The sequence below is a fragment of the Pelomonas aquatica genome (genome assembly GCF_026712205.1).
Classification (GTDB): Bacteria; Pseudomonadota; Gammaproteobacteria; order Burkholderiales; family Burkholderiaceae_C; genus Pelomonas; species Pelomonas aquatica.
In genome coordinates this window covers 151,907-175,639 of record NZ_JAPPUW010000001.1, presented here as the reverse complement: position 1 = coordinate 175,639, position 23,733 = coordinate 151,907, and the positions used below count along the sequence as shown (strand labels likewise).

The 23,733-nt window shown below is 71.9% G+C and carries 23 protein-coding genes; 15 read left to right on the top strand and 8 right to left on the bottom strand.

Going from position 1 to position 23,733, the window contains the following annotated elements:
- The first annotated feature begins 53 nt into the window (after window positions 1-53).
- Complete coding sequence (locus NYP07_RS00870; RefSeq protein WP_268146377.1) at window positions 54-1,052, top strand: Bug family tripartite tricarboxylate transporter substrate binding protein; 999 nt, start codon at window positions 54-56, stop codon at window positions 1,050-1,052.
- Window positions 1,052-2,722: a SulP family inorganic anion transporter gene (locus NYP07_RS00865; protein WP_268146375.1), complete on the top strand. Its 1,671-nt coding sequence runs from the start codon at window positions 1,052-1,054 to the stop codon at window positions 2,720-2,722. Before NYP07_RS00870 ends, NYP07_RS00865 begins: the two co-directional genes overlap by 1 nt.
- Window positions 2,723-2,913: 191 nt before the next feature.
- Here the strand turns inward: NYP07_RS00865 and NYP07_RS00860 are convergent, their stop codons facing one another.
- The 3 genes from NYP07_RS00860 to NYP07_RS00850 form a co-directional block, all read right to left on the bottom strand.
- Window positions 2,914-3,207 carry a type II toxin-antitoxin system RelE/ParE family toxin gene (locus tag NYP07_RS00860; RefSeq protein WP_268146374.1) on the bottom strand — a complete coding sequence of 98 codons (294 nt, stop codon included), beginning with the start codon at window positions 3,205-3,207 and terminating at the stop codon, window positions 2,914-2,916.
- On the bottom strand, window positions 3,204-3,431 hold the full coding sequence (locus tag NYP07_RS00855; RefSeq protein ID WP_268146371.1) for an addiction module protein: 228 nt from the start codon (window positions 3,429-3,431) through the stop codon (window positions 3,204-3,206). The genes NYP07_RS00860 and NYP07_RS00855 overlap by 4 nt, the downstream gene beginning before the upstream one ends.
- A 213-nt stretch (window positions 3,432-3,644) precedes the next feature.
- Window positions 3,645-4,613, bottom strand: a complete 969-nt coding sequence (locus tag NYP07_RS00850) for an AraC family transcriptional regulator (RefSeq protein WP_268146369.1) — start codon at window positions 4,611-4,613, stop codon at window positions 3,645-3,647.
- A gap of 155 nt (window positions 4,614-4,768) precedes the next feature.
- On the opposite strand from NYP07_RS00850, the gene NYP07_RS00845 reads away from it, so the two are divergent.
- The 4 genes from NYP07_RS00845 to gshA all read left to right on the top strand — a co-directional run bounded on the left by NYP07_RS00845 (window position 4,769) and on the right by gshA (window position 9,970).
- Window positions 4,769-5,734, top strand: coding sequence for an MBL fold metallo-hydrolase (locus NYP07_RS00845; RefSeq protein ID WP_268146367.1), 966 nt, complete (start codon window positions 4,769-4,771; stop codon window positions 5,732-5,734).
- Window positions 5,727-7,910: a xanthine dehydrogenase family protein molybdopterin-binding subunit gene (locus NYP07_RS00840; RefSeq protein WP_268146365.1), complete on the top strand. Its 2,184-nt coding sequence runs from the start codon at window positions 5,727-5,729 to the stop codon at window positions 7,908-7,910. Before NYP07_RS00845 ends, NYP07_RS00840 begins: the two co-directional genes overlap by 8 nt.
- The gene (locus NYP07_RS00835; protein ID WP_277583799.1) at window positions 7,910-8,374 is read left to right on the top strand and encodes a (2Fe-2S)-binding protein; all 465 of its coding nucleotides are present in this window, start codon (window positions 7,910-7,912) and stop codon (window positions 8,372-8,374) included. Before NYP07_RS00840 ends, NYP07_RS00835 begins: the two co-directional genes overlap by 1 nt.
- Before the next feature lie 102 nt (window positions 8,375-8,476).
- Window positions 8,477-9,970 carry a glutamate--cysteine ligase gene (gene gshA / locus NYP07_RS00830; RefSeq protein WP_268146361.1) on the top strand — a complete coding sequence of 498 codons (1,494 nt, stop codon included), beginning with the start codon at window positions 8,477-8,479 and terminating at the stop codon, window positions 9,968-9,970.
- Here the strand turns inward: gshA and NYP07_RS00825 are convergent.
- Window positions 9,967-10,677, bottom strand: coding sequence for a GGDEF domain-containing protein (locus NYP07_RS00825; RefSeq protein WP_268146358.1), 711 nt, complete (start codon window positions 10,675-10,677; stop codon window positions 9,967-9,969). The genes gshA and NYP07_RS00825 overlap by 4 nt on opposite strands.
- A 99-nt stretch (window positions 10,678-10,776) precedes the next feature.
- Between NYP07_RS00825 and NYP07_RS00820 the strand changes: the two genes are divergently transcribed.
- On the top strand, window positions 10,777-11,439 hold the full coding sequence (locus tag NYP07_RS00820; RefSeq protein WP_268146356.1) for a YecA/YgfB family protein: 663 nt from the start codon (window positions 10,777-10,779) through the stop codon (window positions 11,437-11,439).
- On the opposite strand, the gene NYP07_RS00815 is transcribed toward NYP07_RS00820, so the two are convergent.
- Window positions 11,366-12,652: an Hsp70 family protein gene (locus NYP07_RS00815; protein WP_276596800.1), complete on the bottom strand. Its 1,287-nt coding sequence runs from the start codon at window positions 12,650-12,652 to the stop codon at window positions 11,366-11,368. The two genes, NYP07_RS00820 and NYP07_RS00815, sit on opposite strands and share 74 nt — an antisense overlap.
- 357 nt (window positions 12,653-13,009) lie before the next feature.
- On the opposite strand from NYP07_RS00815, the gene prsT reads away from it, so the two are divergent.
- On the top strand, window positions 13,010-15,796 hold the full coding sequence (gene prsT, locus NYP07_RS00810; RefSeq protein WP_268146353.1) for an XrtA/PEP-CTERM system TPR-repeat protein PrsT: 2,787 nt from the start codon (window positions 13,010-13,012) through the stop codon (window positions 15,794-15,796).
- Window positions 15,797-15,926: 130 nt separating this feature from the next.
- Here the strand turns inward: prsT and NYP07_RS00805 are convergent, their stop codons facing one another.
- Both NYP07_RS00805 and NYP07_RS00800 read right to left on the bottom strand, forming a co-directional pair.
- A complete protein-coding gene (locus NYP07_RS00805; protein WP_268146351.1) occupies window positions 15,927-17,201 on the bottom strand; it encodes a D-amino acid dehydrogenase in 1,275 nt (424 codons plus the stop codon).
- Between the two features lie 20 nt (window positions 17,202-17,221).
- Window positions 17,222-17,845: a LysE/ArgO family amino acid transporter gene (locus NYP07_RS00800; protein ID WP_268146349.1), complete on the bottom strand. Its 624-nt coding sequence runs from the start codon at window positions 17,843-17,845 to the stop codon at window positions 17,222-17,224.
- Between the two features lie 73 nt (window positions 17,846-17,918).
- Here NYP07_RS00800 and NYP07_RS00795 point away from each other — a divergent pair, with 73 nt between their 5' ends.
- Window positions 17,919-18,824, top strand: coding sequence for a LysR family transcriptional regulator ArgP (locus NYP07_RS00795; protein ID WP_268146347.1), 906 nt, complete (start codon window positions 17,919-17,921; stop codon window positions 18,822-18,824).
- On the opposite strand, the gene NYP07_RS00790 is transcribed toward NYP07_RS00795, so the two are convergent.
- Window positions 18,825-19,004 (bottom strand): hypothetical protein, encoded by a 180-nt coding sequence (locus tag NYP07_RS00790; RefSeq protein WP_268146345.1) that lies wholly within the window; start codon window positions 19,002-19,004, stop codon window positions 18,825-18,827.
- 293 nt (window positions 19,005-19,297) lie between these two features.
- Here NYP07_RS00790 and NYP07_RS00785 point away from each other — a divergent pair, with 293 nt between their 5' ends.
- From NYP07_RS00785 to NYP07_RS00760, 6 genes are all read left to right on the top strand, one after another.
- The gene (locus NYP07_RS00785) at window positions 19,298-19,519 is read left to right on the top strand and encodes a hypothetical protein (RefSeq protein WP_268146343.1); all 222 of its coding nucleotides are present in this window, start codon (window positions 19,298-19,300) and stop codon (window positions 19,517-19,519) included.
- Window positions 19,520-19,712: 193 nt separating this feature from the next.
- A complete protein-coding gene (locus NYP07_RS00780; RefSeq protein WP_268146341.1) occupies window positions 19,713-20,471 on the top strand; it encodes a hypothetical protein in 759 nt (252 codons plus the stop codon).
- Window positions 20,459-20,773, top strand: a complete 315-nt coding sequence (locus NYP07_RS00775; RefSeq protein ID WP_268146339.1) for a hypothetical protein — start codon at window positions 20,459-20,461, stop codon at window positions 20,771-20,773. The genes NYP07_RS00780 and NYP07_RS00775 overlap by 13 nt, the downstream gene beginning before the upstream one ends.
- A 6-nt stretch (window positions 20,774-20,779) precedes the next feature.
- On the top strand, window positions 20,780-21,643 hold the full coding sequence (locus NYP07_RS00770) for an HprK-related kinase A (protein ID WP_268146338.1): 864 nt from the start codon (window positions 20,780-20,782) through the stop codon (window positions 21,641-21,643).
- Window positions 21,640-22,734 (top strand): nucleotidyltransferase domain-containing protein, encoded by a 1,095-nt coding sequence (locus NYP07_RS00765; RefSeq protein WP_268146335.1) that lies wholly within the window; start codon window positions 21,640-21,642, stop codon window positions 22,732-22,734. Before NYP07_RS00770 ends, NYP07_RS00765 begins: the two co-directional genes overlap by 4 nt.
- Before the next feature lie 196 nt (window positions 22,735-22,930).
- Complete coding sequence (locus NYP07_RS00760; RefSeq protein WP_268146333.1) at window positions 22,931-23,728, top strand: head GIN domain-containing protein; 798 nt, start codon at window positions 22,931-22,933, stop codon at window positions 23,726-23,728.
- Window positions 23,729-23,733: the final 5 nt, after the last annotated feature.

The window sequence follows — 23,733 nt, the reverse complement described above, 5'->3', positions numbered from 1 at the left end:
GGCGCCTGCCTTGTCGGTCCCCCGCGGGGACGGCGATGTGAGAGGAGACCGCCATGAGCTTCACCCGTCGCCAGGTCGCCGCCCTGGCCGGCAGCCTTGCGCTGCCCGCGTCACCCATTGCTTCGGCGCAGGCCGGCTGGCCGAGCCGGCCCCTCCGCCTCATCGTGCCCTTCGCGCCCGGCGGCACGACCGACCTGCTGGCCCGCGCGCTGGCGCCCGAGCTGCAGCAGCGCCTGGGCCAGCCGGTCGTCGTCGACAACCGCGCCGGCGCCGGCGGCAACATCGGCGCGGCCGAGGTCGCCCGGGCCGGCGACGGCCACACGCTGCTGATGGGCACGGTGGGCACGCATGCGATCAACGCGGCCCTCTACCCGCGGCTGCCCTATGACCCGGTGAAGGACTTCGCGCCCGTCACGCTGGTGGCCGCCGTGCCCAATGTGCTGGTGCTCAACCCCGCCAATGCCGAGCGTTATGGCATCCGCAGCGTGGCCGACCTGGTGCGCGTCGCGCACGCCAACCCCGGCAAGCTCAACATGGCCTCCAGCGGCAACGGCACCTCCATCCATCTGGCCGGCGAACTGTTCAAGAGCATGACCGGCAGCCACATGCTGCATTTCCCCTACCGCGGCTCCGGCCCGGCCCTGCTGGACCTGGTGTCCGGCAATATGGACCTGATGTTCGACAACTTGCCCTCGGCCCTGCCGCAGATCAAGGCCGGCAAGCTGCTGGCCCTGGCCGTCACCAGCGCCCGGCGCAGCCCCGCCGTGCCCGAGCTGCCCACCATCGCCGAGGCCGGCGGCCCGGCGCTGAAAGGCTACGAGGCCAGCTCCTGGTTCGGCCTGCTGGCGCCGGCGCAGCAGCCGGCCGAGCAGGTCGCGCGGCTGCAGCGCGAGGCCGCCGCGGCGCTGGCCACGCCGGCGCTGCGCGAGCGCCTGGCCAGCCAGGGCGCCGTGGCCGGCGGCGGCACGTCGGCCGAGTTCGCCGCGCTGATCGCCGCCGAGACGGCCAAATGGGCCCGGGTCGTCAAGCTCTCTGGTGCGAAGGTCGATTGATGGACAACAAGAACGCCCACTGGCGCGCCGACCTGATGGCCGGCGCCGTCGTCGCCGTGCTGCTGATTCCGCAGAGCCTGGCCTACGCGATGCTGGCCGGCCTGCCGCCGCAGGTGGGTCTTTATGCCAGCCTGCTGCCGCTGCTGGCCTATGCGGCCCTGGGCTCCAGCCCGGTGCTGGGCCTGGGGCCGGTGGCCGTGCTCGCGCTGATGATCGCGCAGGCCCTGGGCAGCCTGCCGGCCGGCGTGGCGCCGGAGGCCGGTGCGCTGGTGCTGGCCGCCGAGGTGGGCGCGGTGCTCGGCCTGGCCGCGCTGCTGCGGCTGGATGCGCTGGCCAGCCTGCTGTCCGTGCCGGCGCTGCGCGGCTTCGAGAACGGCGCGACGCTGATGATCGCGGCCGGCCAGCTGCCGGTGCTGCTGGGCAGCGCGGCGGCCGGCTTCACGCTGCCCGACCTGCTGCTGTCGGCGCGCCACGGCGGCTTCAACCCGGCCAGCGCCGCCTGGGGGGGCGCGGCCATCGCGCTGCTGCTGCTGTCGCGGCGGGCGGGCTCGCGCCTGCTGGCGCGGCTGGCGCCGCTGCTGCTGCTGGTCGCGGCCATGCTGGTGTCGGCCTTCACGCCGGCGGCCCAGGGCGTGGCCCAGGTCGGCGCGCTGCCGTCGCTGGCCCTGCCGCTGGGCCTGCCGCCGCTGGACGCGGCGCTGTGGCTGCGGCTGCTGCCGTCCGCGGCCCTGGTCGCGCTGATGGCCTTCGTGTCCAGCCTCGCGGTGTCGGAATCGCTCGCGCAGCGCCGCGGCGAGAAGCTGCTGCCGGCGGCCGAACTGCGCGGCCTGGCGGCGGCCAACGTCGTCGCATCGCTGACCGGCGGCATGCCCGTGGCCGGCAGCTTCTCGCGCAGCATCCTGCTGCACGAGGCCGGCTCGCACACGCGTTGGAGCCTGGTCTTCGTCGCCGGCTTCATGTTCCTCGCGATGCTGCTGCTGGCCGGGCCGCTGGCCCACCTGCCCAAGCCCGTGCTGGCCGCGACCATCGTCGTCGCCGTGCTGGGCGGCTTCACGCTGGGCCACTACCGCGAGGCCTGGCGCTATGCCCGCGCCGAGGGGCTGATGATGGTGGCCGTGACGGCGACCGTGCTGCTGTGGAGCATAGCCGCGGCGCTGGCCCTCGGCGTGGTCGGCTCCATCGCGCTGCTGATCCAGCGCACCGCGCGGCCGCATGTCGCGCGCATCGGCCGCGTGCCGGGCACCCAGCACTTCCGCAACGTCGAGCGCTTCGCGGTGGAATGCCGGCCCGAGGTCGTCGGCCTGCGCATCGACGAGAGCCTGGTGTTCACGAACGCGCGCGGCTTGAGCGACGTCGTGCTGGCCCATGTGCGCGAGCACCGCCGAAGCGTCGGCGAGCCGCAGCGCGTGCTGATGCTGATGGCGCCCGTCAACCACATCGACGTGTCGGGCCTCACCGCGCTGCAGGAACTGCGCGGCGCCCTCGCCGCCGAATCGCTGCGGCTGGAGTTTTCAGAGGTCAAGGGCCCGGTGCTGGACCGCCTCAAGGCCATAGCCTGGCTGGAGCACTACGACGTGTCGCTCTACCTCAGCCACCACGAGGGCATCCAGGCCGGCGAGCATGCGCTGCGGCCGAGCCTGGCGGATCATGATGCGCCGGGGCAGTTGTAGGCGCGGTACGGGGTGGTTAGGGTGGTTGTCGACCCGATGCAGACTTCCGTTTGGACTGCTTCGCCGCCCTGAAGCGGTTCAACGTAGGTTGGGGTGAACGAAGTGAACCCCAACGGTCCCATCGTGCAAGCGCTGGGGTGCGCCATGCTCACCCCAGCCTACCGGGCTGGCCGCGAGAGTGCGCCACGACACTACCGCCTTGTGCCGCCGTAGCCAGGCCTTCTGTGCTGGTGACGTACGACGACGATTCGAATGCCTGCCTCAAGGCTCCGGTAGACGACGGAGTACGGAAAAACGCGTAGCGGAAATACGCGGCGACCTTTGGTGGTTGGCGTGCCGAAGCCGGGATGCGTGGCCAGCAGTTCGGCAACGCGTTCGAACTCGTCAAGGAACCGCTGTGCTATCAACAGGCCAGCCTGCTCCGCATAGAAGTCCAAGGCGTCAGCGATGTCTTGCTCAGCGCCAGGGTGAAGCGCATAGGTCACCGAGCCAACCTTGCCCGAAGACGATACATGGCTTCTTGCGCGGGGACTTCGACTGCGGAGCCCGATTCCAACGACGCCTCTCGTCGATCCGCTTCCAATTCCCAGGCTTCGTCGACTTCGGGGTTGGAGTCGAGGCTCGCGATGAGTCGTTCGAGCAGGTGCGAACGGTCCGCAGGAGCAAGCTTCAGGGCTTCAGCTTCCAGAAATTCGAGGCTGGTGGTCATGGTGATCTCCGACGCGATTTCGCTGAACAGCCCCTAGCTTGCCACAGCCAATGCCCTGGGCCCTGTGCTCGCCCGGCGCCCCTGGGATCGAGAACCAACAAGCATTCGACATTCGCTACGGCAAATCAGACGGCCGCTACAGGCCGGTGGCCGAAACCTGCCCAATTCCGACCTGTTGTTGCCAACGCCAAAAATACTCTGAATTCATCATCGTTAAGCCGCCTCCGCCTGCAATTCCCGGAACTGCCCCGGCGCCAGCCCGTGCCAGCGCTTGAAGGCCTTGTTGAAGGCGGCCTCGGACTCATACCCAGTCGCCGCGGCGATCTCGGCCAATGAGGCGCGGCGTTCGCTGACGAGGCGGGCGGCGGCCTGCATGCGCAGCCGCATCAGATAGGTCTGGGCCGGCTCGCCGACCACCTTGGCAAAGCGCGCCGAAAAGGCAGAGCGCGACAGATGGGCCAGCGCCGCCAGCGCCTCCACGGTCCAGGCGCGTTCGGGCTGCTCGTGCACCGCGGCGAGCACGGGGCCGATCTGCGGGTGCGACAGCGCGGCCAGCCAGCCCTGGCGCGGTGCGTGCTCGCGCATCCAGGCGCGCAGCACCTGGATGAAGAGCAGGTCGGTCAGCCGCGAGATGACGATCTCGGAGCCGGGCTGCAGCGTGCCAGCCTCGCGGCTCAGCAGGCCGGCGACGGCGCCCAGCCAGTCGGCCGCCGGGTCGGGGCGCAGCCGCATGACGGACGGCAGCAGGCGCATCAGCGGGTGGTCGGCCGCGTGCTGCAGGGCGAAGGACCCGCAGACGATGATGCTGTCCGGCTCGGCGGCATGGCCGTGGCGTAGCAGCTGCATGCGGCCGGTGTCATCCCCGGCGGCGAAGACGATGGGCGCGACCGGGCGCTTGCCCGGCTGGTCGGCCAGTCGGTGGCCGGCCGGGCTGCGGATGACGAGCACTTCGCCCGGCCGCAGCGGCTCGGGCTCGGCGCGGCCCGCGATGCTCAGCCAGGCCTCGCCATGCTCGACGAGATGGAAGTGCAGCAGCTCCGAGCCACGCACCTCGATGGCCCAGGGCCCGGCCAGCTGGGTGCGGCAGTAGACGCGCGAGCGCAGGCCCAGCGTGCCCAGCACCTCGCTGAGCACGTCGAAGCCGGCCAGCTCGGCATAGACCTTGGTGGGTGGCTTCGCCATCGCATCCCTCTGTTGAAAACGGGTGGGATGCTGGCGGCAACGGCGTGGCTTGGCAAGCCAGCACATTCCGACAAGAGATCGCGACGCGCAGACATTGCCGCTGCCAAGGCTGCCTCGCAACATGCCGGCCATCGCCACTGCGAACGGGAAGGGCCATGCCGGGATGGAAGTTGTGGGTCGTGCTGCTGGCCTTGCTGGGCTTGGGCAGCGCGTCGGCGATCCCGGTGGCCGACGCCGCACAGATCTCCGCGAAGGGCTATGCGCTGCGCGACCTCGGTGGCGGCGCCTGGTGGGTTTGCGACGGCGCCTACAACACCCTCTTCGTCGTGAGCGAGACCGGCGTCATCGCCGTCGACCCGCTGCCGACGCTGGGCGCCAACTACCTGAAGGCGATTGCCGAGGTCACGCCGCTGCCGGTCACCCACGTCATCTACAGCCACGCCCACCTGGACCATATCGGCGCGGCGGGTCTGTTGTTCCCGCGCGAGGCCCGCGTCATCGCGCAGCAGCAGGTGGGCGAGGCGCTGGACCGTGCTGCCGACCCGCGCCGGCCGCCGCCGACGCAGCGCTTCGAGCGCCACCTGAGCCTGGACGTCGGCGGCCAGCGCGTGGAGCTGGACGATCGCGGCCTCAACCACGCCGCGGGCAATCTCTTCATCCACCTGCCGCGCCAGCGCGTGCTGATGCTGGTGGACGTGGTCTACCCCGGCTACGCGCCCTACCCGGAGCTGGGCATCGCGGCGGACGTGCAGGGCTACCTCAACGCGCACGACCAGGCGCTGGCCTATGACTTCGACACGCTGGTGGCCGGCCATGTGGACCGGCTCGGCACGCGCGAGGACGTGCTGGCCTCGCAGCGCTTCACGCGCGAGCTGCTGGCCACGGCGCGGCGCGGCGCCGCGGCCCAGCCCTTCCCGGCCTTCCTGAAGGCCCACGCGCCGGGCTCGACCTGGCTGCTGCACGACGACTACGAGGCCGCCCAGGTGCAGGCCTGCGTGGATGCGCTGCTGCCGCGCTGGCGTGAGCGCCTCGTCGGCCTGGAGCGCTCCATCGCCAGCCACTGCCGCACGGCCGTCGTCGCGCTCGCCGTCGCCCCACCCCATGAACCCGCCCATGACTGACACCCAGCTTCTTCCCGACCCCACGCGCCGCCGCCTGCTGCAGGCCTCGGCCGCGGGCCTGCTCGGCGGCTTCCTTGTCGGTGCCCAGGCCGCGCGCCTGGTGGGTGCGGCGTCGCTCGCGCCCGCTGCCGACACCATCGAGCTGACCGCCTGGGTGCGCATCACGCCCGGCAGCCGCAGCGTCGCGCTGGTCGTGTCGCAGGCCGAGATCGGCCAGGGCATCGGCACGACGCTGCCGGCCGTGCTGGCCGACGAACTGGGCGCGGACTGGGCCGCGGTGGACCTCGTCACCGCACCGCGGCGCGCCGAGTTCAAGAACCCCAAGTACCAGTGGCAGTTCACGGGCAACAGCGAGAGCATCCAGGGCTTCTACGAGCTGATGCGCCGCATGGGCGCGGCGGCGCGCGAGATGCTCGTGCAGGCCGCCGCCGCCCGCTGGGGCGTGGCGGCTGACGGGTGCGACACCGAGAACTCCGAGGTCGTGCATGCCGCCAGCGGCCGGCGCCTGCATTTCTCCGACGTGGCCGAGGCCGCGGCCGGCCTGCCCGTGCCGGCCCAGCCGCGGCTGCGCGAGGCGGCCCGCCAGCGCCTCGTCGGCCGCGCGCTGCCGCGCGTGGACGTGCCGGCCAAGGTGGACGGCTCGGCCGTGTTCGGCATCGACTTCGCGCTGCCCGGCATGCTGGTCGCGGCCATCAGGACCATGCCGCTGATCGCCGGCGAGCTGCAGCGCGTGGACACGCGCCGCGCCGCGCGCGAGCCCGGCGTCAAGGCCGTGCTGCCGCTGCCCGACGGCGTGGCCGTCGTCGCGACGCGCTACTGGCAGGCGCGCCGCGCGCTGGACAAGCTCACCGTGACGGCCAAGCCCACGCCGGCCTCGGCAGGCGTGGACTCGGCCCGCATCGAGGCCGACTACCGGCGCGCGCTGGCCGACGGGCCGTGGGCCACGCCGGTCAACGAGGGCGCGGCGGTGGAAGGCGAGGTCTTCGAGGCCGACTACTTCAACGGCTTCGCCGCGCACGCGACGATGGAGACCATGAACTGCGTGGCCCATGTGACGGCCGAGCGCTGCGTCATCTGGGCGCCCACGCAGGGCCAGGACCTGGCCGCGGCGGCGCTGCAGGCCGTGCTGGGCCTGCCGCCCGAGCGCGTGGAGGTCAACCGCACGCCCTACCTCGGCGGCGGCTTCGGCCGGCGCCTGCTGCCGGACTTCGTCGTGCAGGCCGCGCTGATCTCCAAGGCCGTGGGCGCGCCGGTGCAACTGATCTGGAGCCGCGAGGAGGACATGCGCCGCGATGCCTTCCGCCCCGCGTCCGCGCTGCGCCTGTCGGCCACGCTGGCGGCCGACGGCCTGCCGCGCGCGCTGCGGGCGCGGCTGGTGTCGCCCACCATCCTCGGGCCGGTCTTCCCGCCGATCCAGAAGGTATTGGACGAGCAGCACGTCGACCCCAGCGCGCTGGAGGGCCTGGAGCCGCCGCCCTATCGCTTCGAGGCGCGGCGGCTGGACTTCCACCTCGCCCGGCTTGCGGTGCCGACCTCGGTGATGCGCACGACCGGCTTCGGCCCCAATCTGTTCGGGCTGGAGAGCTTCATCGACGAGCTGGCGCTGAAGGCCGGCAGCGATGGCCTGACGCTGCGCCGGCGGCTGCTGGCGCACCGGCCCGACTGCCTGGCCGTGCTGGCTCGCGCGGCCGAGCTGTCGGGCTGGGGCCAGCCGCTGCCGCCCGGGCAGGGGCGGGGGCTGGCCTTTGCCGAGGCCTTCGGCTCGCTGCTGGCCACGGTCGTCGACGTGCAGGTCAGGGGCGACGCGGTGCGGCTGCTGCGCATCGTCAGCGTGGCGGACTGCGGCCGCGTGCTGGACCCTGGCATCGCGCGCGCCAACCTCGAGGGCGGCGCCGTCTTCGGCCTGGCCTATGCGAAGGCCGAGGTCACTTTCGAGCAGGGCCGGCTGCTGCAGGACAACTTCGGCGGCTACACGCCGCCCTATCTGGCCGAGGTGCCGCCCATCGTCGTGGATTTCGTCGAGAGCGGCCGGCCGCTGGGCGGCATCGCCGAGATCGGGCCCGTGACCGTGCCGCCCGCGCTGGCCAACGCCATCCACGCCGCCGGCGGCCGGCGCCCGCGCGCCATGCCCATCGCCCGCAGCGGCCTGCATTTCGAACAGGAGACGATGTCGTGATCAAGTTGAAGGTCAACGGCCAGCCGCGCCAGGTGGCCGTGCCGGCCGATGTGCCGCTGCTGTGGGTGCTGCGCGAGGAGCTGCGGCTGACCGGCACCAAGTTCGGCTGCGGCATCGCGGCCTGCGGCGCCTGCACGGTGCACCTGGACGGCGAGGCGGTGCGCAGCTGCAGCTATCCGGTCGGCGCTGCTGCGGGCCACAGCGTCACCACCATCGAAGCCTTGGCCTCGACGCCCCAGGCCGCGCTGCAGCAGGCCTGGATCGCCGAGCAGGTGCCGCAGTGCGGCTACTGCCAGTCCGGCATGCTGATGAGCGCCGCGGCGCTGCTGCGCGCCCACCCGCAGCCGAGCGACGCGCAGATCGACGCGGCCATGACGAATATCTGCCGCTGCGGCACCTATGTCCGGGTGCGGGCCGCCATCCACCGCGCGGCGGCGGCGATGGCCGCCGGCCCGCCGGGCTGAGCGCCGGCCGTCCCTGTCCTATCCCATGGAGCCATTTCCGGTGTCGTACAGGCTCAAGCTGCTTCTGCTACCGTGTCGCGCCTTGCAGCCGAACCGGACGCCATGGACGACAAAGAGACATTGCTCGGCATCCGCCGTGGCATCGAGAAGGAAAGCCTGCGCGCGCTGCCCGGCGGCAGCCTCGCGCTGACGCCCCACCCGGCCGCGCTCGGCTCGGCGCTGACCCACCCGCACATCACGACGGACTACAGCGAGTCCCAGCTCGAACTCATCACCGGCGTGCATGCCGGCGTGGACGACGCGCTGCGCGAGCTGACCGAGATCCACCAGGCCGTCTACCAGGCGCTGGGTGACGAGCGGCTGTGGGTGGGCTCCATGCCCTGCGGCCTGCCGATCGACGAGACCATCCCCATCGGCCGCTATGGCAGCAGCAACGTGGGCCGCGCCAAGAGCATCTACCGCATGGGCCTGGGCCAGCGCTATGGCCGGCGCATGCAGACCATCTCGGGCATCCACTACAACTGGTCGCTGCCCGGCGTCGGCACGGACGGCTATTTCGGCGCGATCCGCAACTTCCGCCGCGAGGGCTGGCTGCTGCTCTATCTCTTCGGCGCCAGCCCGGCGCTGTGCGACAGCTTCGTCGCCGGCCGTGAGCACGGCCTGCAGCGGCTGTCGGGCCACACCCTCTACCTGCCGCACGCGACCTCGCTGCGCATGGGCCGTCTGGGCTACCAGAGCGACGCCCAGGCCAGCATCGCCGTCAGCTACAACTGCCTGGAGAGTTATGCAGCCTCGCTGCAGGACGCGCTGAGCCGGCCCTATCCGGCCTACGAGGCCATCGGCGTGCGCACGCCCGGCGGCGACTACAACCAGCTCTCCACCAGCCTGCTGCAGATCGAGAACGAGTTCTACAGCACCATCCGCGCCAAGCGCGTGATCCGCCCCGGCGAGCGCCCGCTGCATGCGCTGCGCGAGCGCGGCGTCGAATACATCGAGGTGAGGCTGATGGACCTCGACCCCTTCGAGCCGGTCGGCATCGGTGCCGACACGATGCGCGTGCTCGACGCCTTCCTGCTGCACTGCCTGAAGAGCCACAGCCCCGACGACACGCCCGAGGAGATCGCCGCGAACGCGCGCAACCAGCACCGCGTCGCCGCGCGCGGCCGCGAGCCGGGCCTGATGCTGGAGCACTGGCGGGGCGGCGAACGGTCCTTGTCCGACTGGGCCGCCGAGATCCTGGCCGCCTGCGCGGCCCAGGCCGAGGCGCTGGACGCGGCCCACGGCGGCAATGCCCATCGCGCGGCGCTGGCCCGCGTCGGCGAGCGGCTGCGCCGCCCGGAACTCTGCCCGTCGGCGCGCATGCTGGCCGTGATGGCCCAGGACTTCGACGACAGCCATGTCGGCTTCATGCGCCGCCAGAGCGACGCGACGCGCGCGGCCCTGCTGGCCCTGCCCTATCCGGAGGCGCTGCAGCAGCGCTTCGCGGCCGAGGCGGCCGAGTCGCTGGCCGCGCAGGCGCGCATCGAGGCGGCCGACACGCTGCCTTTCGAGGAGTTCAGGCGCTTCTATGTGGCGCCGGACCGCATGAAGGTCTAGGCACCTGGTTCGGCGAAGGTGGAGTCCGCGAAGCCCAGCCTCGCGTTCTCGCCCAGGGCCTGTGCATGCATGGCCCAGCGGGCCAGCTCGATGACGGCCTGGGCGGCCGACTCGGCCTGCGAGACCAGGGGCTGGCTGGGCTCGGCGCTGCGGTCGTGCAGCGCGATGCCGATGGAGGCCGACAGCGGCAGCGGCCGTTCGGCGTCGCCCAGCGACAGCGGCCGGGCCAGCGCATCCAGCAGGCGCCGGGCCACCTGGGCCAGCGCGGTCTCGCCGGCCTCGCCCTCCAGCAGCAGCGCGAACTCGTCGGCCCCGATGCGCGCCAGCGTGTCGTGGTTGCGAGTCTGGGCCTGCAGCCGCGCGGCCACCTCGCGCAGCACGGCGTCGCCGGTGGCGTGGCCGAAGGCCTCGTTGATGGGCTTGAAGCCGTCGAGGTTGATCACCAGCAGCGCCACGCCGGCGCCGTCGCGGCTGCTGCGCGCCACCGCATGGCTGGTGCGGTCGTCCAGCAGCTGGCGGTTGGCGAGGCCGGCCAGCGGGTCGCGCAGCGCCAGTTCCTGCAGTTCCGTCGTGGCGGCGTCCAGCGACTGGCGCAGCCGGTAGCATCCGGGCCCGGCATGGATTGCGCTCGACCGGCGGCGGCCGGGATGCCGCATATTGCCGCGCTGCAGCAAAAAAAGCCCGGACAGCGAACTGCCGGGCGTCAAGCCCTCGGGATGAGGGCGTCGTTGGGATGCGGGCACTGTAGGGCGCGCCCCCGCCGCCGGGCAGGGAATATTCACGGCGCCGCTGCCGATAATGCGGCCATGTCCGCCCCCCCGCACCGCGCCCCCGAAGCCCTGTCCGAAGCCGACCTGGAGCGGCTGCAGGCCCTGCTGGACGCACTGCCGGCGCCGCTGGAGCCGCTGGACGCGAGCATGCTGGACGGCTATCTGTGCGGCGTGCTGCTGCAGCCCGAGGCGGTGCCGCTGGCGGCCTGGCTGCCGCCCATCCTCGACAGCGAGGGGCGGCCGACGCCGGCGCGCGTCGATGATGAGCTGGTCGGCCTGCTGCGCCGCCGTCACAAGGAATTGAACGTCGCCATCGCCGGCCGGCAGTGGTTCGACCCCTGGATCTTCGAGCTGGACGACGCTGCCGACCCCAGCGAGACTGTGCTGCCCTGGGTGGCCGGCTTCGCGCACGCGCTGGACGCCCACCCGGCGCTGATGCGCCTGCCCGAGGAGCTGCTGCTGGAGCCTTTGGCCGCGATCTACCTGCACCTGGACCCGGACGACCTCGAGGACGCCGACGCGCTGCTGGAGGAGATCGAGTCGCTGGAGCCGCCGGGCGACCTGGAGGAGGCTGTCGAGGGCCTGGTCAGCGCGGTGCTGATGCTGGCCGATGTGTCCCGCCCGCTCAAGCCTTTGCAAACAGGCGCTGGGCGTGCAGGCCCAGGCCGGTCGCGACCGAGGCAAAGCGGTCGCCGGTGACGCGCAGCGCGCGCGGGAAGCCGGCGGCCATGCCGTCCACCAGCAGGCGCAGGCCGGTCGAGCCGCCGGTGAAGTAGAGGGCGTTGATCTGCCGAGGCGCAAGGCCCGCGAGCGCCACGGTCTCGTGGGCCGTCGAGATGATGCGGTCGAGGTCGGCGCGCAGCGCGTCGACGGCGGTCCTCTCGCTGAGCGGCAGCACGAGGCCGGCTTCGACGTGGCTCAGGTCCACCGTCGTGTCGGCGCCGCCGGAGACGGCGATCTTGGCACCCTCGGCGCGCGCGGCCAGCTCGTGGCCCAGGCGCTCCTCCAGCACCGTCATCAGCCGCGCGTGCTGGCGCACGTCGCTGAACCAGCTCTTCATGCCGCGCCACTCGGCCACGCGCAGCGGCGCATAGCAGGTGTTGATGAGATGCCAGGTGGCGAGGTCGAAGTAGAGGCCGCTGGGCAGCTCGCGTCCGCTCGGGCCGGTGGCCTTGTAGCCGAAGGCCTGCAGCAGGCCGGCCAGCTCGATGTGGCGGTCGAAGTCGGTGCCGGCGATATGCACGCCGTGGCTGGCCAGGATGTCGTCGCGGCGCGCCAGGCGCTGCGCGCGTTCGGGGCCGACGCGCACGATGGAGAAGTCGCTGGTGCCGCCGCCGATGTCGGCCACCAGCACGATCTGCTCGCCCCGGCCTTCGCGGATGGCCTGCTGCTCGAAGTCGAAGGCCGCCGCGATGGGCTCGTACTGGAACTGCACGTCGGTGAAGCCGACGGCGCGCGCGCAGGCCTCCAGCTGGGCCTGGGCGGCCGCGTCGCGCGCGGGCTCGCCGTCGACGAAGAACACCGGCCGGCCCAGCACGGCGCGCGCCGGCTCGCCGGCCAGGCGGCGCAGCCGCTTCAGATAGCCGGCCACGATGTCCGAATACCTGGCGCCGCGGCCGCCCCCGACGTCGGTGGTCTGGTCGATCAGGCTGGAGCCGAGGATGCTTTTCATCGAGCGCATCAGCCGGCCGTCGTGGCCCTCGACATAGGCGGCCACGGCGGCGCGGCCGAAGGCGCGCGGCGGGCCGTCGGCGTCGTGCGGGCCTTCGCTGAAGTAGAAGACGGCCGTCGGCATCGTGCGCTGGCCGGGCTCCAGCTCGACGAGGCGCATCGCGCCCGCGCCGTCGGGCACGGCGACCGCCGAGTTCGACGTGCCGAAGTCGATGGCGCAGAAGGGGATGGGGGCAGTCATGGCGCTTGGGTGTCGGCGGGCCGGCCTGGGGCCAGCCCTGAGAAAGGGCGGGGATTCTAGGAGGCTGTCGGGCTTGGGGCCGGGTGCGCGTTGGGTCTGCCAGGGGGCTGAGGCTAGGCGACGACGACGCTGCGGGCTCGCGCCCGCGAGGAGGAGCAACAACGCCTCAGCCCCCTGGCAGACCCAACCCGAAGGGCCGAGGCGATTTGCGGGGCAATTCGTCGTTGCCGGCTCGTTGTTGGGGAGAATCCAACGCCTCGCCGGCGCCTAGTCTTGCCCCGCAACTCGCCTCGGCGCGCACCCGGTCCCAAGCCCGACAGCCTCCTGGAACACAATCCGCGCCGACAAGGAGACCCCATGAAATCGCGCGCCTTTGCCCTCGTCCTGGTTGTCGCCCTGGCTGCCTGCGGCCAACGCTCCGAGCAGGATCTGCTCGCCGCCGCGCAGAAGCGCCTGGAGCAGAAGGACACGGCCGGGGCCGCCATCGAGCTGAAGAACCTGCTGCAGCAGAACCCCGACAGCGTGAAGGGCCGGCAATGGCTGGGCAGGGCGCTGCTGGAGGGGGGCGACCTGGCCGGTGCCGAGATCGAGCTGCGCCGCGCGCAGGAGCTGGGCGCGCCGCGCGACGAGCTGATCCCGCTGCTGGCCGAGACCCTGCTGAACTCGGGCCAGTCGCACAAGCTCATCGCCGAGTTCGGCGACCAGAGCCTGGCCGACCCGCAGGCCATGTCCCGGCTGCAGCAGCAGCTGGCCCTGGCCTATCTGGCCCAGGGCAACCTGCCCGAAGCCAAGGTGGCCGCGGCGCGCGCGCTGCAGCTGACGCCGGAGGCCGAGGGCGCCGTCATCACCGGCGCGCGCACCAAGCTGGCCGCCAGCCTGCCGGACGAGGCCCTGGCCGCGCTGGACGAGCTGCTCGCGCGCAACCCCAAGGCGGCCAAGGCCCTGCTGCTGAAGGCAGAGGTGCTGTTGGCGCGCGGCAAGCCCGACGCCGCCGAGCCGGTGCTGACCCAGGTGCTGGCGGTGGAGCCGGGCAGCTACGACGCCCGCTCCCTGCTCGTGCGCATGGCCTTCGGCCGCCAGCAGCTCGACGTGGCGACCCGGCTGGTCGACGCGATGCCGCCCGCGCTCGCGAAGAAGCCGCAGGGCCGCTTCCTGCAGGCCCAGCTCGCGCTGGCCAAGGGCGACGCCGCCAAGGCCCGCGAGCTGGCCCTGCCGCTGCTCAAGCTGATGCCCCACTACCTGCCGCTGCTGCGGCTGGCGGCGGGCGCCCACCAGCAGCTCGGCGAACTGCCCGATGCGGAGAACCTGCTGAACCAGGCCATCAAGCTCGCGCCCGAGGACCTGGCGCTGCGCCGCCAGTTCGCCGGCCTGCAGCTGCAGCGCCGCGCGCCGGCCAAGACGCTGGAGACGCTGCGCCCGCTGCTGGACAGCGGCAAGGCCGACGCCGAGACCCTGCTGCTGGCCGGCAAGGCCCAGCTGATGCAGGGCAATTTCGAGGGTGCCGACCAGGCCTTCGGCGCCGCCGCCAAGCTGCGTCCCGACGACCCCAAGACCAGCGCGGCGCTGGCGCTGACGGCCATCGCGCGCGACGGCGCCGCGGGCGGTGGCGCCACGCGCGCCAAGGCCGACGCGGCCTTGAACCAGCTGCGCGACATCGCCGCCAAGGACGTCGACGGCAGCGGCTACGACCTGATGCTGATCAACGCGCTGGCGCGCCGCGGCGACCTGTCCGCCGCGCTGGCCGCCGTCGACAGGCTCGCGCCCAAGATGAAGGGCAGCCCCGTGCCCGACGGCCTGCGCGGCCGCATCCAGCTGGCCCGCAAGGACGTGGCCGCGGCCCAGGCGGCCTTCGACGCGGCGCTGAAGGCCGATGCCGGCTATCTGCCGGCCGTGCTCGGCCTGGTCGCCATCGACACGCAGGCGGGCCGCAACGAGGCCGCCATCAAGCGCCTGGAGGGCTTCATCGCGAGCCAGGAGCATTCGCCGCAGGCCCGCCTGGCGCTGGCCGAGCTGCTGCTGCAGACCCAGGCGCCGCCCGAGCGCGTGACCGAGGTGCTGGCCGCCGCCGTGCGTGCCGAGCCCACCGAGCCCGGCCTGCGGCTGGCGCTGATCGACCAGAAGCTGCGCCTGGGCGACACCGCCGGCGCGGCCCAGGCCGCGCAGGAAGCTTCCGCCGCGCTGCCGCAGAACCCCGACCTGCTGGAGCGCCTGGCGCGCACCCAGCTCGCCTCCGGCGACAAGGGCCAGGCCGGCAAGACCTACACCCAGCTCACCGCGCTGTCGCCGTCGCGGGCGACCGGCTGGCTGGGCCTGGCGCAGCTGCGCGTCGTCGAGCAGGACTACGCCGGCGCCGAGCGCGAGGTCAGGCGTGCGCTGGAGGCCGAGCCGGCATCCGTCGCCGCCCAGCGCCTGCTGATCCAGCTGGCCGCGCGCCAGGGCCGCGTCGACGAGGCGCTGGCCGCGCTGCGCGAGCGCCAGAAGAAGCACCCGCAGGAAGCCTATGCGCTGATCGCCGAGGCCGACATCGAGGCCGGCCGCCAGCATTTCGACGCGGCCATCGCCGCGCTGCGCAAGGCCACGCTGCTGCGCCAGCCCCACGATGCCGCGCCGCGCCTGTTCGCGCTGCTGCTGGCCGCGAAGAAGCGCGACGAGGCGCTGGCCTTCGAGACCCAGTGGCAGGCCGCCCATCCGCAGGACGGTGCCTTCGCGGTCGCCGCGGCCGACGTGACGCTGGCGCGCGGCGACCTGGACGGGGCGCTGACGCGCTACGAGGCCCTGCTCAAGCGCAGCCCCGACGCCATCGTCTTCATCAACAACGTCGCCTGGCTGCGCAGCAAGGCCGGCAAGCCCGGCGCGCGCGAGCTGGCCGAGCGCGGCCTCAAGCTCAACCCCGAGGACGGCGCGCTGCGCGACACCTATGCCACCGTGCTGGCCAACGACAAGGACTTCTCCAAGGCCATCAGCGTGCAGCGCCAGCTGGTCGGCGACCAGCCCGACCAGCCGATGTACCGCCTCAACCTCGCGCAGATCCTGCTGCAGTCGGGCGACAAGGCCGCCGCCAAGACCGAGCTGGACGACCTGGCCAAGCTGGGGCCGAAGTTCCCGCAGCAGAAGCAGGTCGAGGCGCTGCTGAAGACGCTCTGAGTCATCCACAAGTGGGCCGAGCGCCGGGCCGCCCCAAGCCGGCCCTCCTGGCGATGTGCTCGCGGCTCGATGCCGCGAGCATCGCCGTCCCCGCGGGGGACCGGCCAAGGTACGCCTTGGACGAGGGGCCTCAAAGACCGTAGAAGCCGAAGGCCATGTCCGGCCGGCGGCCGGCGACCAGTTCGGCCAGCGCATGGCCCGAGCCGGCGCCGTGGGTCCAGCCCAGCGTGCCGTGGCCGGCATTGATCCACAGGTTGCGCGCCTTCCGGCTGCGGCCGATGCAGGGGATGTTGGTCGGCGTGCTGGGGCGCAGGCCGGTCCAGTAGTTGGGCTCGCTGGTGTCGGCCACGCCGGGGAAGAGCTCCTCGTAGCGCCGCACCAGCGCCGCGCAGCGCACCTTGGCCGTGGCCGAGTTCAGGTTGAGGTCGAAGCCCGACAGCTCGGCCGTGCCGGCGATGCGGATGTGGCCGCCCAGGCGCGAGATCGCGATCTTGCGCGTGTCGTCCAGCAGGCTGACGACGCTGGCCGCCTCGGGCTTCTTCAGCCGCAGCGTGGCCGAGTAGCCCTTGGCCGGGTAGATGTTCAGGAACTCGCCGAGCGGGCGCAGCAGCCCGGGCGTGTAGGAGCCCATCGCGGCGACGAAGGCGTCGGCCTTCAAGGCCTTGCGCTCGCCGCTGCGCGTGTGCGCGAGCTGCACGGCCTCGATGGCGTCGCCGGCGCGCTGCAGGCCGAGGATGTCGTGCTCGTAGAGGAACTGCGCGCCGCGCTGCTCGCACAGGCGCGCCAGCTTCTGCGTGAAGACCTTGGCGTCGCCGCTCTCGTCGCTGGGCGTGAAGGTGCCGCCGAAGATGCGGCTGCCGAAGGCGGCCAGCGCCGGCTCGACCTGGAGCACCTCGTCGCGGCCGAGCACGCGGCGGTCCACGCCGTGGCGGCGCATGATCTCGGCGGCGGCGGCACCGTTGTCGAAGTCGGCCTGGCTGGAGAAGAAGTGCAGGATGCCGCGCTCCAGGCGGTCGTACTCGATGCCGGTGCGGTCGACCAGGGCCTTCAGCGACTGGTGCGAATAGCGGCCGAGCTGCACCAGTTCCTCGACGTTGCGCTCGAAGGCCGCCGTCGTGCACTGCATCAGGAAGGCCAGGCCCCAGCGCCACTGGTTGGGGTCCAGGCGCGGGCGGAACAGCAGCGGCGAGTCGTCGCGCAGCAGCCACTTGGCCACCTTGAAGGGCGCGCCGGCATTGGCCCAGGGCTCGCAGAAGCTGACCGAGATCTGCGCGCCGTTGGCGAAGCTGGTCTCCAGCGCGGCATCGGCCTGGCGGTCGACGACGACGACCTCGTGGCCTTCGTCCAGCAGATACCAGGCGGTGGCGATGCCGATGATGCCGGCGCCGAGAACGACGATCTTCATGGGAGGCCCTTCTTGTTTTCTTAGAGCGGTTGCAGCAGGAGTTGTAAACCCAAGGCGCCCATCAGCAAAGCGACGAGGGCATCGATGAGCCGCCAGGCGCGCGGGCCTTGCAGCCTGGGCGCCGCGGCCGCCGCGCCGAAGCCGAGCAGGCCGAACCACATCGCCGACGCGAGGCCGGCCCCGGCCGCGAAGGCCGCGCGCAGCCCGGCCGGCTGGCGTGCGCCCAGGCCGCCGAGCAGCACGACGGTGTCCAGGTAGACGTGGGGGTTCAGATAGGTGAAGGCGAAGGCGGCCGACAGCGTCGCGCCCAGGCTGGACGCGCTGCCGGCGGCCTGCAGCCCGGCACCGGGCCGCCAGGCGCGCCGCGCCGCCAGCAGCGCATAACCGAGCAGGAAGGCGGCGCCGCCGAAGCGGAAGGCTTCGAGCAGCGCAGGGCTGGCCTGGATGAGGGCGCCGAGGCCGAAGACGCCCAGCGCGATCAGCAGCCAGTCCGACAGCGTGCAGACCGCGATGACGGCGCCGACATGCTCGCGACGCAGGCCCTGGCGCAGCACCAGCGCGTTCTGCGCGCCGATGGCGAGGATGAGGGCGGCGCCCATGGCCCAGCCCTGGGCGAAGACGGCGGTGGCGGGCGGCGCGGGCATCCGCGAATTCTGCTCAGCCGGACCGTGTTAAAGAAGTTTCATTCATATTCTTCCCAGTACATTAGTAGTTCTTATGAATGAATTCGACCCCGCCGCGCTGGACTGCCTTGCCGCGCTGGCCGACGAGCAGGGTTTCGAGCGTGCCGCCCAGCGGCTGGCGATCACCCAGAGCGCCGTCTCGCAGCGACTGCGGGCGTTGGAGACCCAGGTCGGCCAGCCGCTGGTGGTGCGTTCGCGGCCTTTGCGCCTGACCGAGGCCGGCAAGGTGCTGCTGCGTTTCGCCCGCCAGTTGCAGGCTTTGCGCGTGGACGTTGCCCGGGAGCTGGGCGAGCGCGTCGCGCCGCAGTCGCGCCTGGCCATCGCCGTCAATGCCGACAGCCTCGCGACCTGGGTGCTGCCGGCGCTGGACGGCCTCGTCCAGCGGGGCCTGCGCGAGGGCTACGGGCTGGAGCTGGTCGTCGACGACCAGGACTTCACCCACGACAGCCTGCGCCAGGGCGCCGTGCTGGGTTGCGTGTCGACCGTGGCCGAGGCGCTGCGGGGCTGCCGCGTGCAGGCGCTTGGCGTCATGCGCTACGTGGCGGTAGCGAGCCCTGACTTTTGCGCCGCCCGCCTGCCCGACGGGCTGCATGCGGGCAATTTCGCCGACACGCCCTTCCTGGTCTTCAACCGCAAGGACGACAGCCAGGCGCAGTGGGTGTCGCAGGCCTTCGGCGTGCGTTCACCGCGGCTGCGCGAGCGCTTCGTGCCGTCCAGCGAGGCCTATGTGAACGCGGCCGTCATGGGCTGGGGCGTGGGCGTGGCGCCCGAGATCCAGGTGCGGCCCTGGGTGCAGGTGGGGCGGCTCGTCGTGCTGAAGCCGGAGACCGGCATCGACGTCGCCCTGTATTGGCATCAGTGGCAGCTGCAGGGGCGTGGCGCGCTGCTGGACCAGATCGGCCTGGCCCTGGCCGAAGGCGCGCGGCAGGCCCTGGGTTGATCAATGCGGGATGGTGGACGGCGCCGAGGCGGCATGGTCGGCCGAGGCCGCCATCTGGGCCAGCATCAGTGATGCGGCGCCGCGCGGGCTGGATGGAATTGCCTCGGCCATCCAGAGCGTGCTGGCCACGACGAGGCCGATCACGCCGTTGGCGAGCCATTTGAGTACTGCTGATGTCATGCGGGAAAGCCCGGGGGCAGACGGAGCGCGGAGCTTAATCCCATCGACCGCCATTTGGATCAACAGAGCTGGGGAGCAATGTCTTCGATTTGCAATCGAGCAACGCCGGCCGGCCGATGCAGATCGGCCACGAACCCCGATGCCTATTGGGGTGGCGGCCCGTGCGGGGTGTGTGGTATTTGCACAAGCGGCAATATTTACTCACAGATGGGCGTTCCGCTGTCATGCACATCCCCCACACTGGCTGCACGGAGCCGATGCGGTTGTCGGCAGTCCACCCCAAGAGGTTTGCCATGCGATTCGTCCCAGCGCTGCGTTTTTTCCGCCGTGACGCTGCCGCGCGTCGCGAGCCCGATCCGGCCGACCTCGGCACCGCCTTCGGCCTCGATGCCTGCCTGGACGACGGCGACGTCAGCGAATACCGCAGCCAGCCGCCAAGCGACTTCCTCGAATCCCAGGCGCCGCGCGCGTCCCAGGACTCGCCGCTGGGCTGGCTTTCGCGGCGCAGCGCCTGAGCTTCTGCGAATCCGGCTCGGCGTCGGCAAGCCGGAGCCGCCATCGCTGCAACGGCTGGGCCGTTACGAGGTCTCTCATCATCCGCCGGATTGCTCCTCACCCTGATTGGGGGGGGAGCGGCGGGCGCAGCTCCACCTGATAATTTGACCGCAAGCGTTTGGCTTGCACACCGTAGGCACGCAGGGGAATTGCATGATCAAGAATCGGCTCGAAGGTGACCAGGGCGTGCAGCCCAGCGCGCCGCAAGTGGTCAGCACCTCGTCGGCGACGCCCGTGAACGTCGGCCGCCGGCGCCTGTTCCGCGCCGTCGGTGGCGGCGCGGGCGTGCTGATGGCCGTCAGCGCCAAATCGGCGCTGGGCGGCGGGGTCTGCCAGAGCCCGTCCGCGATGATGAGCGGCAATACCAGCCCGCGGCCCGGTACCGGCACCACCTGCTCCGGCGGCCTCTCGCCCGGCTACTGGGTCCAGCCCCAGCATTCGCCCAACTGGCAGACGGCCGGGGCCGTCTTCCCGCAGTTCAACGGCACGATCGTCACCTGTACGACGAGCCTGAACCAGGTCTCGTTCGCCGACATCAGCAACCAGGGAACGACCATCCAGAGCCTCTTCACGGGTTGGACCCCGATCGGCACATATCAGGGGGATGTGAGCCTCTGGTGGGTCATCAAGTCGCCCAATGACGCCATGTTCGGGGGGCCGGGCGGCCTGGGCCAGTTGCTGCGGCACCTGAGTTGTGCCTGGCTGAATGCGGGCTACTTCCAGGGCTCCGCGGCCAAATACCCGCTGACCAAGGCCCAAGTCGTCGACATGTGGGGGCAGCTGAGGAGCAAGGGCACCTATTGCCCCGGCTCCCTGAGCTGCATCCAGCCCTGGACGGCTTCGGACGTGATCAGGTACATCGAAAACATGTACGACACGAACGCGCCCGTCGACAACCTGTGCAAGAAATAGCGGATAGGTCTGCTGCCGAGCCGGCAGCATGGTCCATCCGTTCCGGGCGCCTGCTTCAATTCGGGCCGGATTGGCCGGAGTCGGGCGACCGCCTGGCCTTCGATGCCTGCTCGGGCGACTACTGGGTGCTCGACGAACTAGGACACCATGTGGTGCAGCGCCTGCTTGAAAGCGGCGTGCTGTCGGCCGAGACCCTGCAGCCGGAGGCCGGCCTCCCCGGAGGTGTCGAAGGGCTGGAACCTGTGCTCGCACGGCTGCAGGAAGCGGGCCTGATCCAGGCGGCGCGCGGCCCCTCCTGCTGAGCGACGGTGTTCGACGCCATCCTGCACGTCCCGCCCTTCAACGTCCGGCTCCGCTCGTCGTTCGCGGCCGTGCGCCGGCATGTGCAGGCCTTCTATCCGCAGGCCATGCGGCCGGACGACGGCGACGTCTTCATCGACTTCGACATCCAGGTCCTGCCGGGCCGTGGATTGCGCAAGGTCTGGCGGCCGCAGGCGCGCTTCCTGCTGGACGGCGCCGAGCCCTTCTTTCCGCTGCCCGCCGCGCAGGCCGCGCCGATGTTCGAGTGGGGCATGAACTGGTGCGTCGCCCAGCGCCCGATGGGCTGGCTCGTCATGCACGGGGCGGTGCTGGCGCGCGACGGTGCCGCCCTCGTCATGCCCGGCTTTCCCGGCGCCGGCAAGAGCACGCTGTGCGCCTCCCTCGCCTTCATCGAGGGCTGGCGGCTGCTCTCGGACGAACTCACCGTGCTGGACCCGGCCGATGGCCTGCTGCTGCCCCACCCGCGGCCCATCAGCCTGAAGAACCACTCCATCGACGTCGTCGCCGCCTTCCCTGGCGCGCAGCTCGGCCCGATCTACCGCGACACGCGCAAGGGGACGATCACCCACGCGGCCTGTCCGCCCGCTTCGATGGCCCGGGCCGCCGAGCGGGCGCGAGCCGCCTGGATGGTGTTTCCGCGCTTCGAGGCCGGTGCCTCGCTGCAGATCGAGCGGCTCAGCCGTGTCGAGGCCTTCACGCTGATCTCCGAGCAGTCCTTCAACGGCGAGCGCATGGGCGCCCCCGGCTTCGAGGCCCTCTGCGCGATGTTCGACCACGTCAGCTGCCACGAGCTGGTCTATGGGTCGACCGACGCGGGCCTGGAAGGCATCCGGCGGATCTGCGCCTCATGAACTCGCCCCGCATCGCCCTGCTGCAGACGCTGCGCGAGCCCCGGCGTGCGCAGGCGCTCTCCGTCGCTGAATGGTCGACGCTGGTCGCCACGGCGCGCGACGCCAACCTGCTCGGCGCGCTGGACAAGCGCCTCGAGGCCGCCGGCGTGCAGCCCTGCGCGCAGGCCCGGCTGCACCTCGAGGGCGTGCGCCGGATGGGTGAGCGGCAGCACCTCTCGATCCGCTGGGAGGCCCACCAGCTGCAGGCCGCCCTCGGCGCGCTCGACATCCCGGTCGTGCTGCTCAAGGGCAGTGCCTACGTCATGGCCTACCCGGAGATCGGCCGGGGGCGCCTGTTCGGCGACGTCGACATCCTGGTGCCCCGGGAAGCTCTCGGCGATGTCGAAAGCCGCCTGATGCTGAACGGCTGGGTCGGCGCCAAGAGCGACCCCTACGACCAGCGCTACTACCGCGAATGGATGCACGAGCTGCCGCCGATGAGCCATGTGCGGCGCGGCACGGTGCTCGACGTCCACCACAACATCCTGCCGCTGACCGCCCGCAACGCCCCCGATCCCGCCGCCATCATCGCGCGCTCGCAGCCGCTGCCGGGCCTGCCCGCGCTGCGCATTCCCTGCCCCGAGGACCTGCTGGTGCACTGCCTCACCCACCTGATGCATGAGGGCGAGCTGCACAACGGCCTGCGCGACCTGCACGACGCTGACCAGATGCTGCGCAGCTTCGCGCAGGCGGCGGGCTTCTGGGAGCGGCTGCAGGCCGTGGCTGCTGGCAACGACCTGGCGGGGCCGGTGGCGCTGGGCCTGCGGCTCGCCGCGCGCCTCTTCGGCACGCCACTGCCGGGCGCGCTGGTGGACGAGCTCGAAGCCTCGCCGGGGCCGGCCGGGTCCTGGAGCCGCTGGCTGCCCACCTACGAGGTGGCGCTGCTGGCGCCGTCAGCGGGTGCGGCAGGCCTGCGCGCGGCCTGGGCGCGGCAGCGCATCTATGTGCGCTCGCATGCGCTGCGCATGCGAGCGGGCCTGCTGGTCCGCCACCTCGTGCGCAAGGCCTGGATGCGCAGGCGCAGCGAGGCGGCCGAGGACGGCGCGGGCTGAGGCTTACAGCGCCTGGCTGGAGAAGGTGTCGCAGGCCCGCAGATCGCCGGCTTCGTTGCCGCGCTGCATGCCGACCTCCTGTTGGTCGCGCCATCCTACGGCCCATCCCGGCCGCGGCGCATTCCGTCGCCCGAGGCGGGCGGCCGGGGGGGCCGGCTGGGGACACTGCCGCCGCATTGCCGAACCCGGAGCCCGCATGAAACGCCTCGCCCTGCTGACCCTCGCCGCCGCCCTCGCCACCAGCGCCGCCTTGGCCGGCGACAACGACTGGCGGCTGCGCATCAAGAAGGAGGTGGACGGCTGGACGGCGAGCTTCAGCGGCCCGATGGACTACGGCAGCGGCCGGAACCGCGTGCGCGGTTCGGGCGTCAGGGTCGAGAAGCAGCGGGCGCTGGGCGCCTTCACGAAGCTGCGCATCGACGGCCCCATCGACGTGCGGCTGAACCAGGCCGGCAGCGACCAGGCCACCGTGGTCGCCGACGACAACATCGAGCCGCTGATCGAGACCGTCGTCGAGGGGGATGCGCTGGTCGTCAGCATGCGGCGCGACGCCGGCTTCACGACGCGCTCCGCGCCGCTCGTGCGCGTCGACGCGCGGGCGCTGCAGGCCATCGCCGTGAACGGCTCGGGCGACCTCGGCGTCGAGCGCTTCAAGGCCGACAGCCTCAGCCTGAACCTGGTCGGCTCGGGCGATGTGCGCCTGGGCATGGTCGAGCTGCGGGAACTGAGCGTCAGCATCAGCGGTTCGGGCGACGTGCGCCTGGCCGGCCGCGCCGACCAGCAGAGCTGGACCGTCAGTGGCTCCGGCGACGTCGACGCCCGTTCGCTGTCGGGCCGCACGGCCAAGGTCAGCATCAACGGCTCGGGCGACGTGGAGCTGGGGGTCACCGAGCAACTGGACGTGCAGCTGAGCGGCTCCGGCGACCTCAGCTACGCGGGCCGGCCGCAGTTGCGCCAGAGCGTCAGCGGTTCGGGCGAAATCCGTCGCCGCTGACGTAA

What these genes read in the sequence shown, in the direction of transcription:
- NYP07_RS00845 (WP_268146367.1), top strand. Translation starts at nt 4,769, where the DNA reads ATGCCGGGATGGAAGTTGTGGGTCGTGCTGCTGGCCTTGCTGGGCTTG.
- NYP07_RS00765 (WP_268146335.1), top strand. Translation starts at nt 21,640, where the DNA reads ATGAACTCGCCCCGCATCGCCCTGCTGCAGACGCTGCGCGAGCCCCGG.
- NYP07_RS00850 (WP_268146369.1), bottom strand. Translation starts at nt 4,613, where the DNA reads ATGGCGAAGCCACCCACCAAGGTCTATGCCGAGCTGGCCGGCTTCGAC.
- NYP07_RS00790 (WP_268146345.1), bottom strand. Translation starts at nt 19,004, where the DNA reads ATGACATCAGCAGTACTCAAATGGCTCGCCAACGGCGTGATCGGCCTC.
- gshA (WP_268146361.1), top strand. Translation starts at nt 8,477, where the DNA reads ATGGACGACAAAGAGACATTGCTCGGCATCCGCCGTGGCATCGAGAAG.
- NYP07_RS00800 (WP_268146349.1), bottom strand. Translation starts at nt 17,845, where the DNA reads ATGCCCGCGCCGCCCGCCACCGCCGTCTTCGCCCAGGGCTGGGCCATG.
- NYP07_RS00820 (WP_268146356.1), top strand. Translation starts at nt 10,777, where the DNA reads ATGTCCGCCCCCCCGCACCGCGCCCCCGAAGCCCTGTCCGAAGCCGAC.
- NYP07_RS00780 (WP_268146341.1), top strand. Translation starts at nt 19,713, where the DNA reads ATGATCAAGAATCGGCTCGAAGGTGACCAGGGCGTGCAGCCCAGCGCG.
- NYP07_RS00815 (WP_276596800.1), bottom strand. Translation starts at nt 12,652, where the DNA reads ATGACTGCCCCCATCCCCTTCTGCGCCATCGACTTCGGCACGTCGAAC.
- NYP07_RS00785 (WP_268146343.1), top strand. Translation starts at nt 19,298, where the DNA reads ATGCGATTCGTCCCAGCGCTGCGTTTTTTCCGCCGTGACGCTGCCGCG.
- NYP07_RS00855 (WP_268146371.1), bottom strand. Translation starts at nt 3,431, where the DNA reads ATGACCACCAGCCTCGAATTTCTGGAAGCTGAAGCCCTGAAGCTTGCT.
- NYP07_RS00840 (WP_268146365.1), top strand. Translation starts at nt 5,727, where the DNA reads ATGACTGACACCCAGCTTCTTCCCGACCCCACGCGCCGCCGCCTGCTG.
- prsT (WP_268146353.1), top strand. Translation starts at nt 13,010, where the DNA reads ATGAAATCGCGCGCCTTTGCCCTCGTCCTGGTTGTCGCCCTGGCTGCC.
- NYP07_RS00870 (WP_268146377.1), top strand. Translation starts at nt 54, where the DNA reads ATGAGCTTCACCCGTCGCCAGGTCGCCGCCCTGGCCGGCAGCCTTGCG.
- NYP07_RS00760 (WP_268146333.1), top strand. Translation starts at nt 22,931, where the DNA reads ATGAAACGCCTCGCCCTGCTGACCCTCGCCGCCGCCCTCGCCACCAGC.
- NYP07_RS00805 (WP_268146351.1), bottom strand. Translation starts at nt 17,201, where the DNA reads ATGAAGATCGTCGTTCTCGGCGCCGGCATCATCGGCATCGCCACCGCC.
- NYP07_RS00795 (WP_268146347.1), top strand. Translation starts at nt 17,919, where the DNA reads ATGAATGAATTCGACCCCGCCGCGCTGGACTGCCTTGCCGCGCTGGCC.
- NYP07_RS00865 (WP_268146375.1), top strand. Translation starts at nt 1,052, where the DNA reads ATGGACAACAAGAACGCCCACTGGCGCGCCGACCTGATGGCCGGCGCC.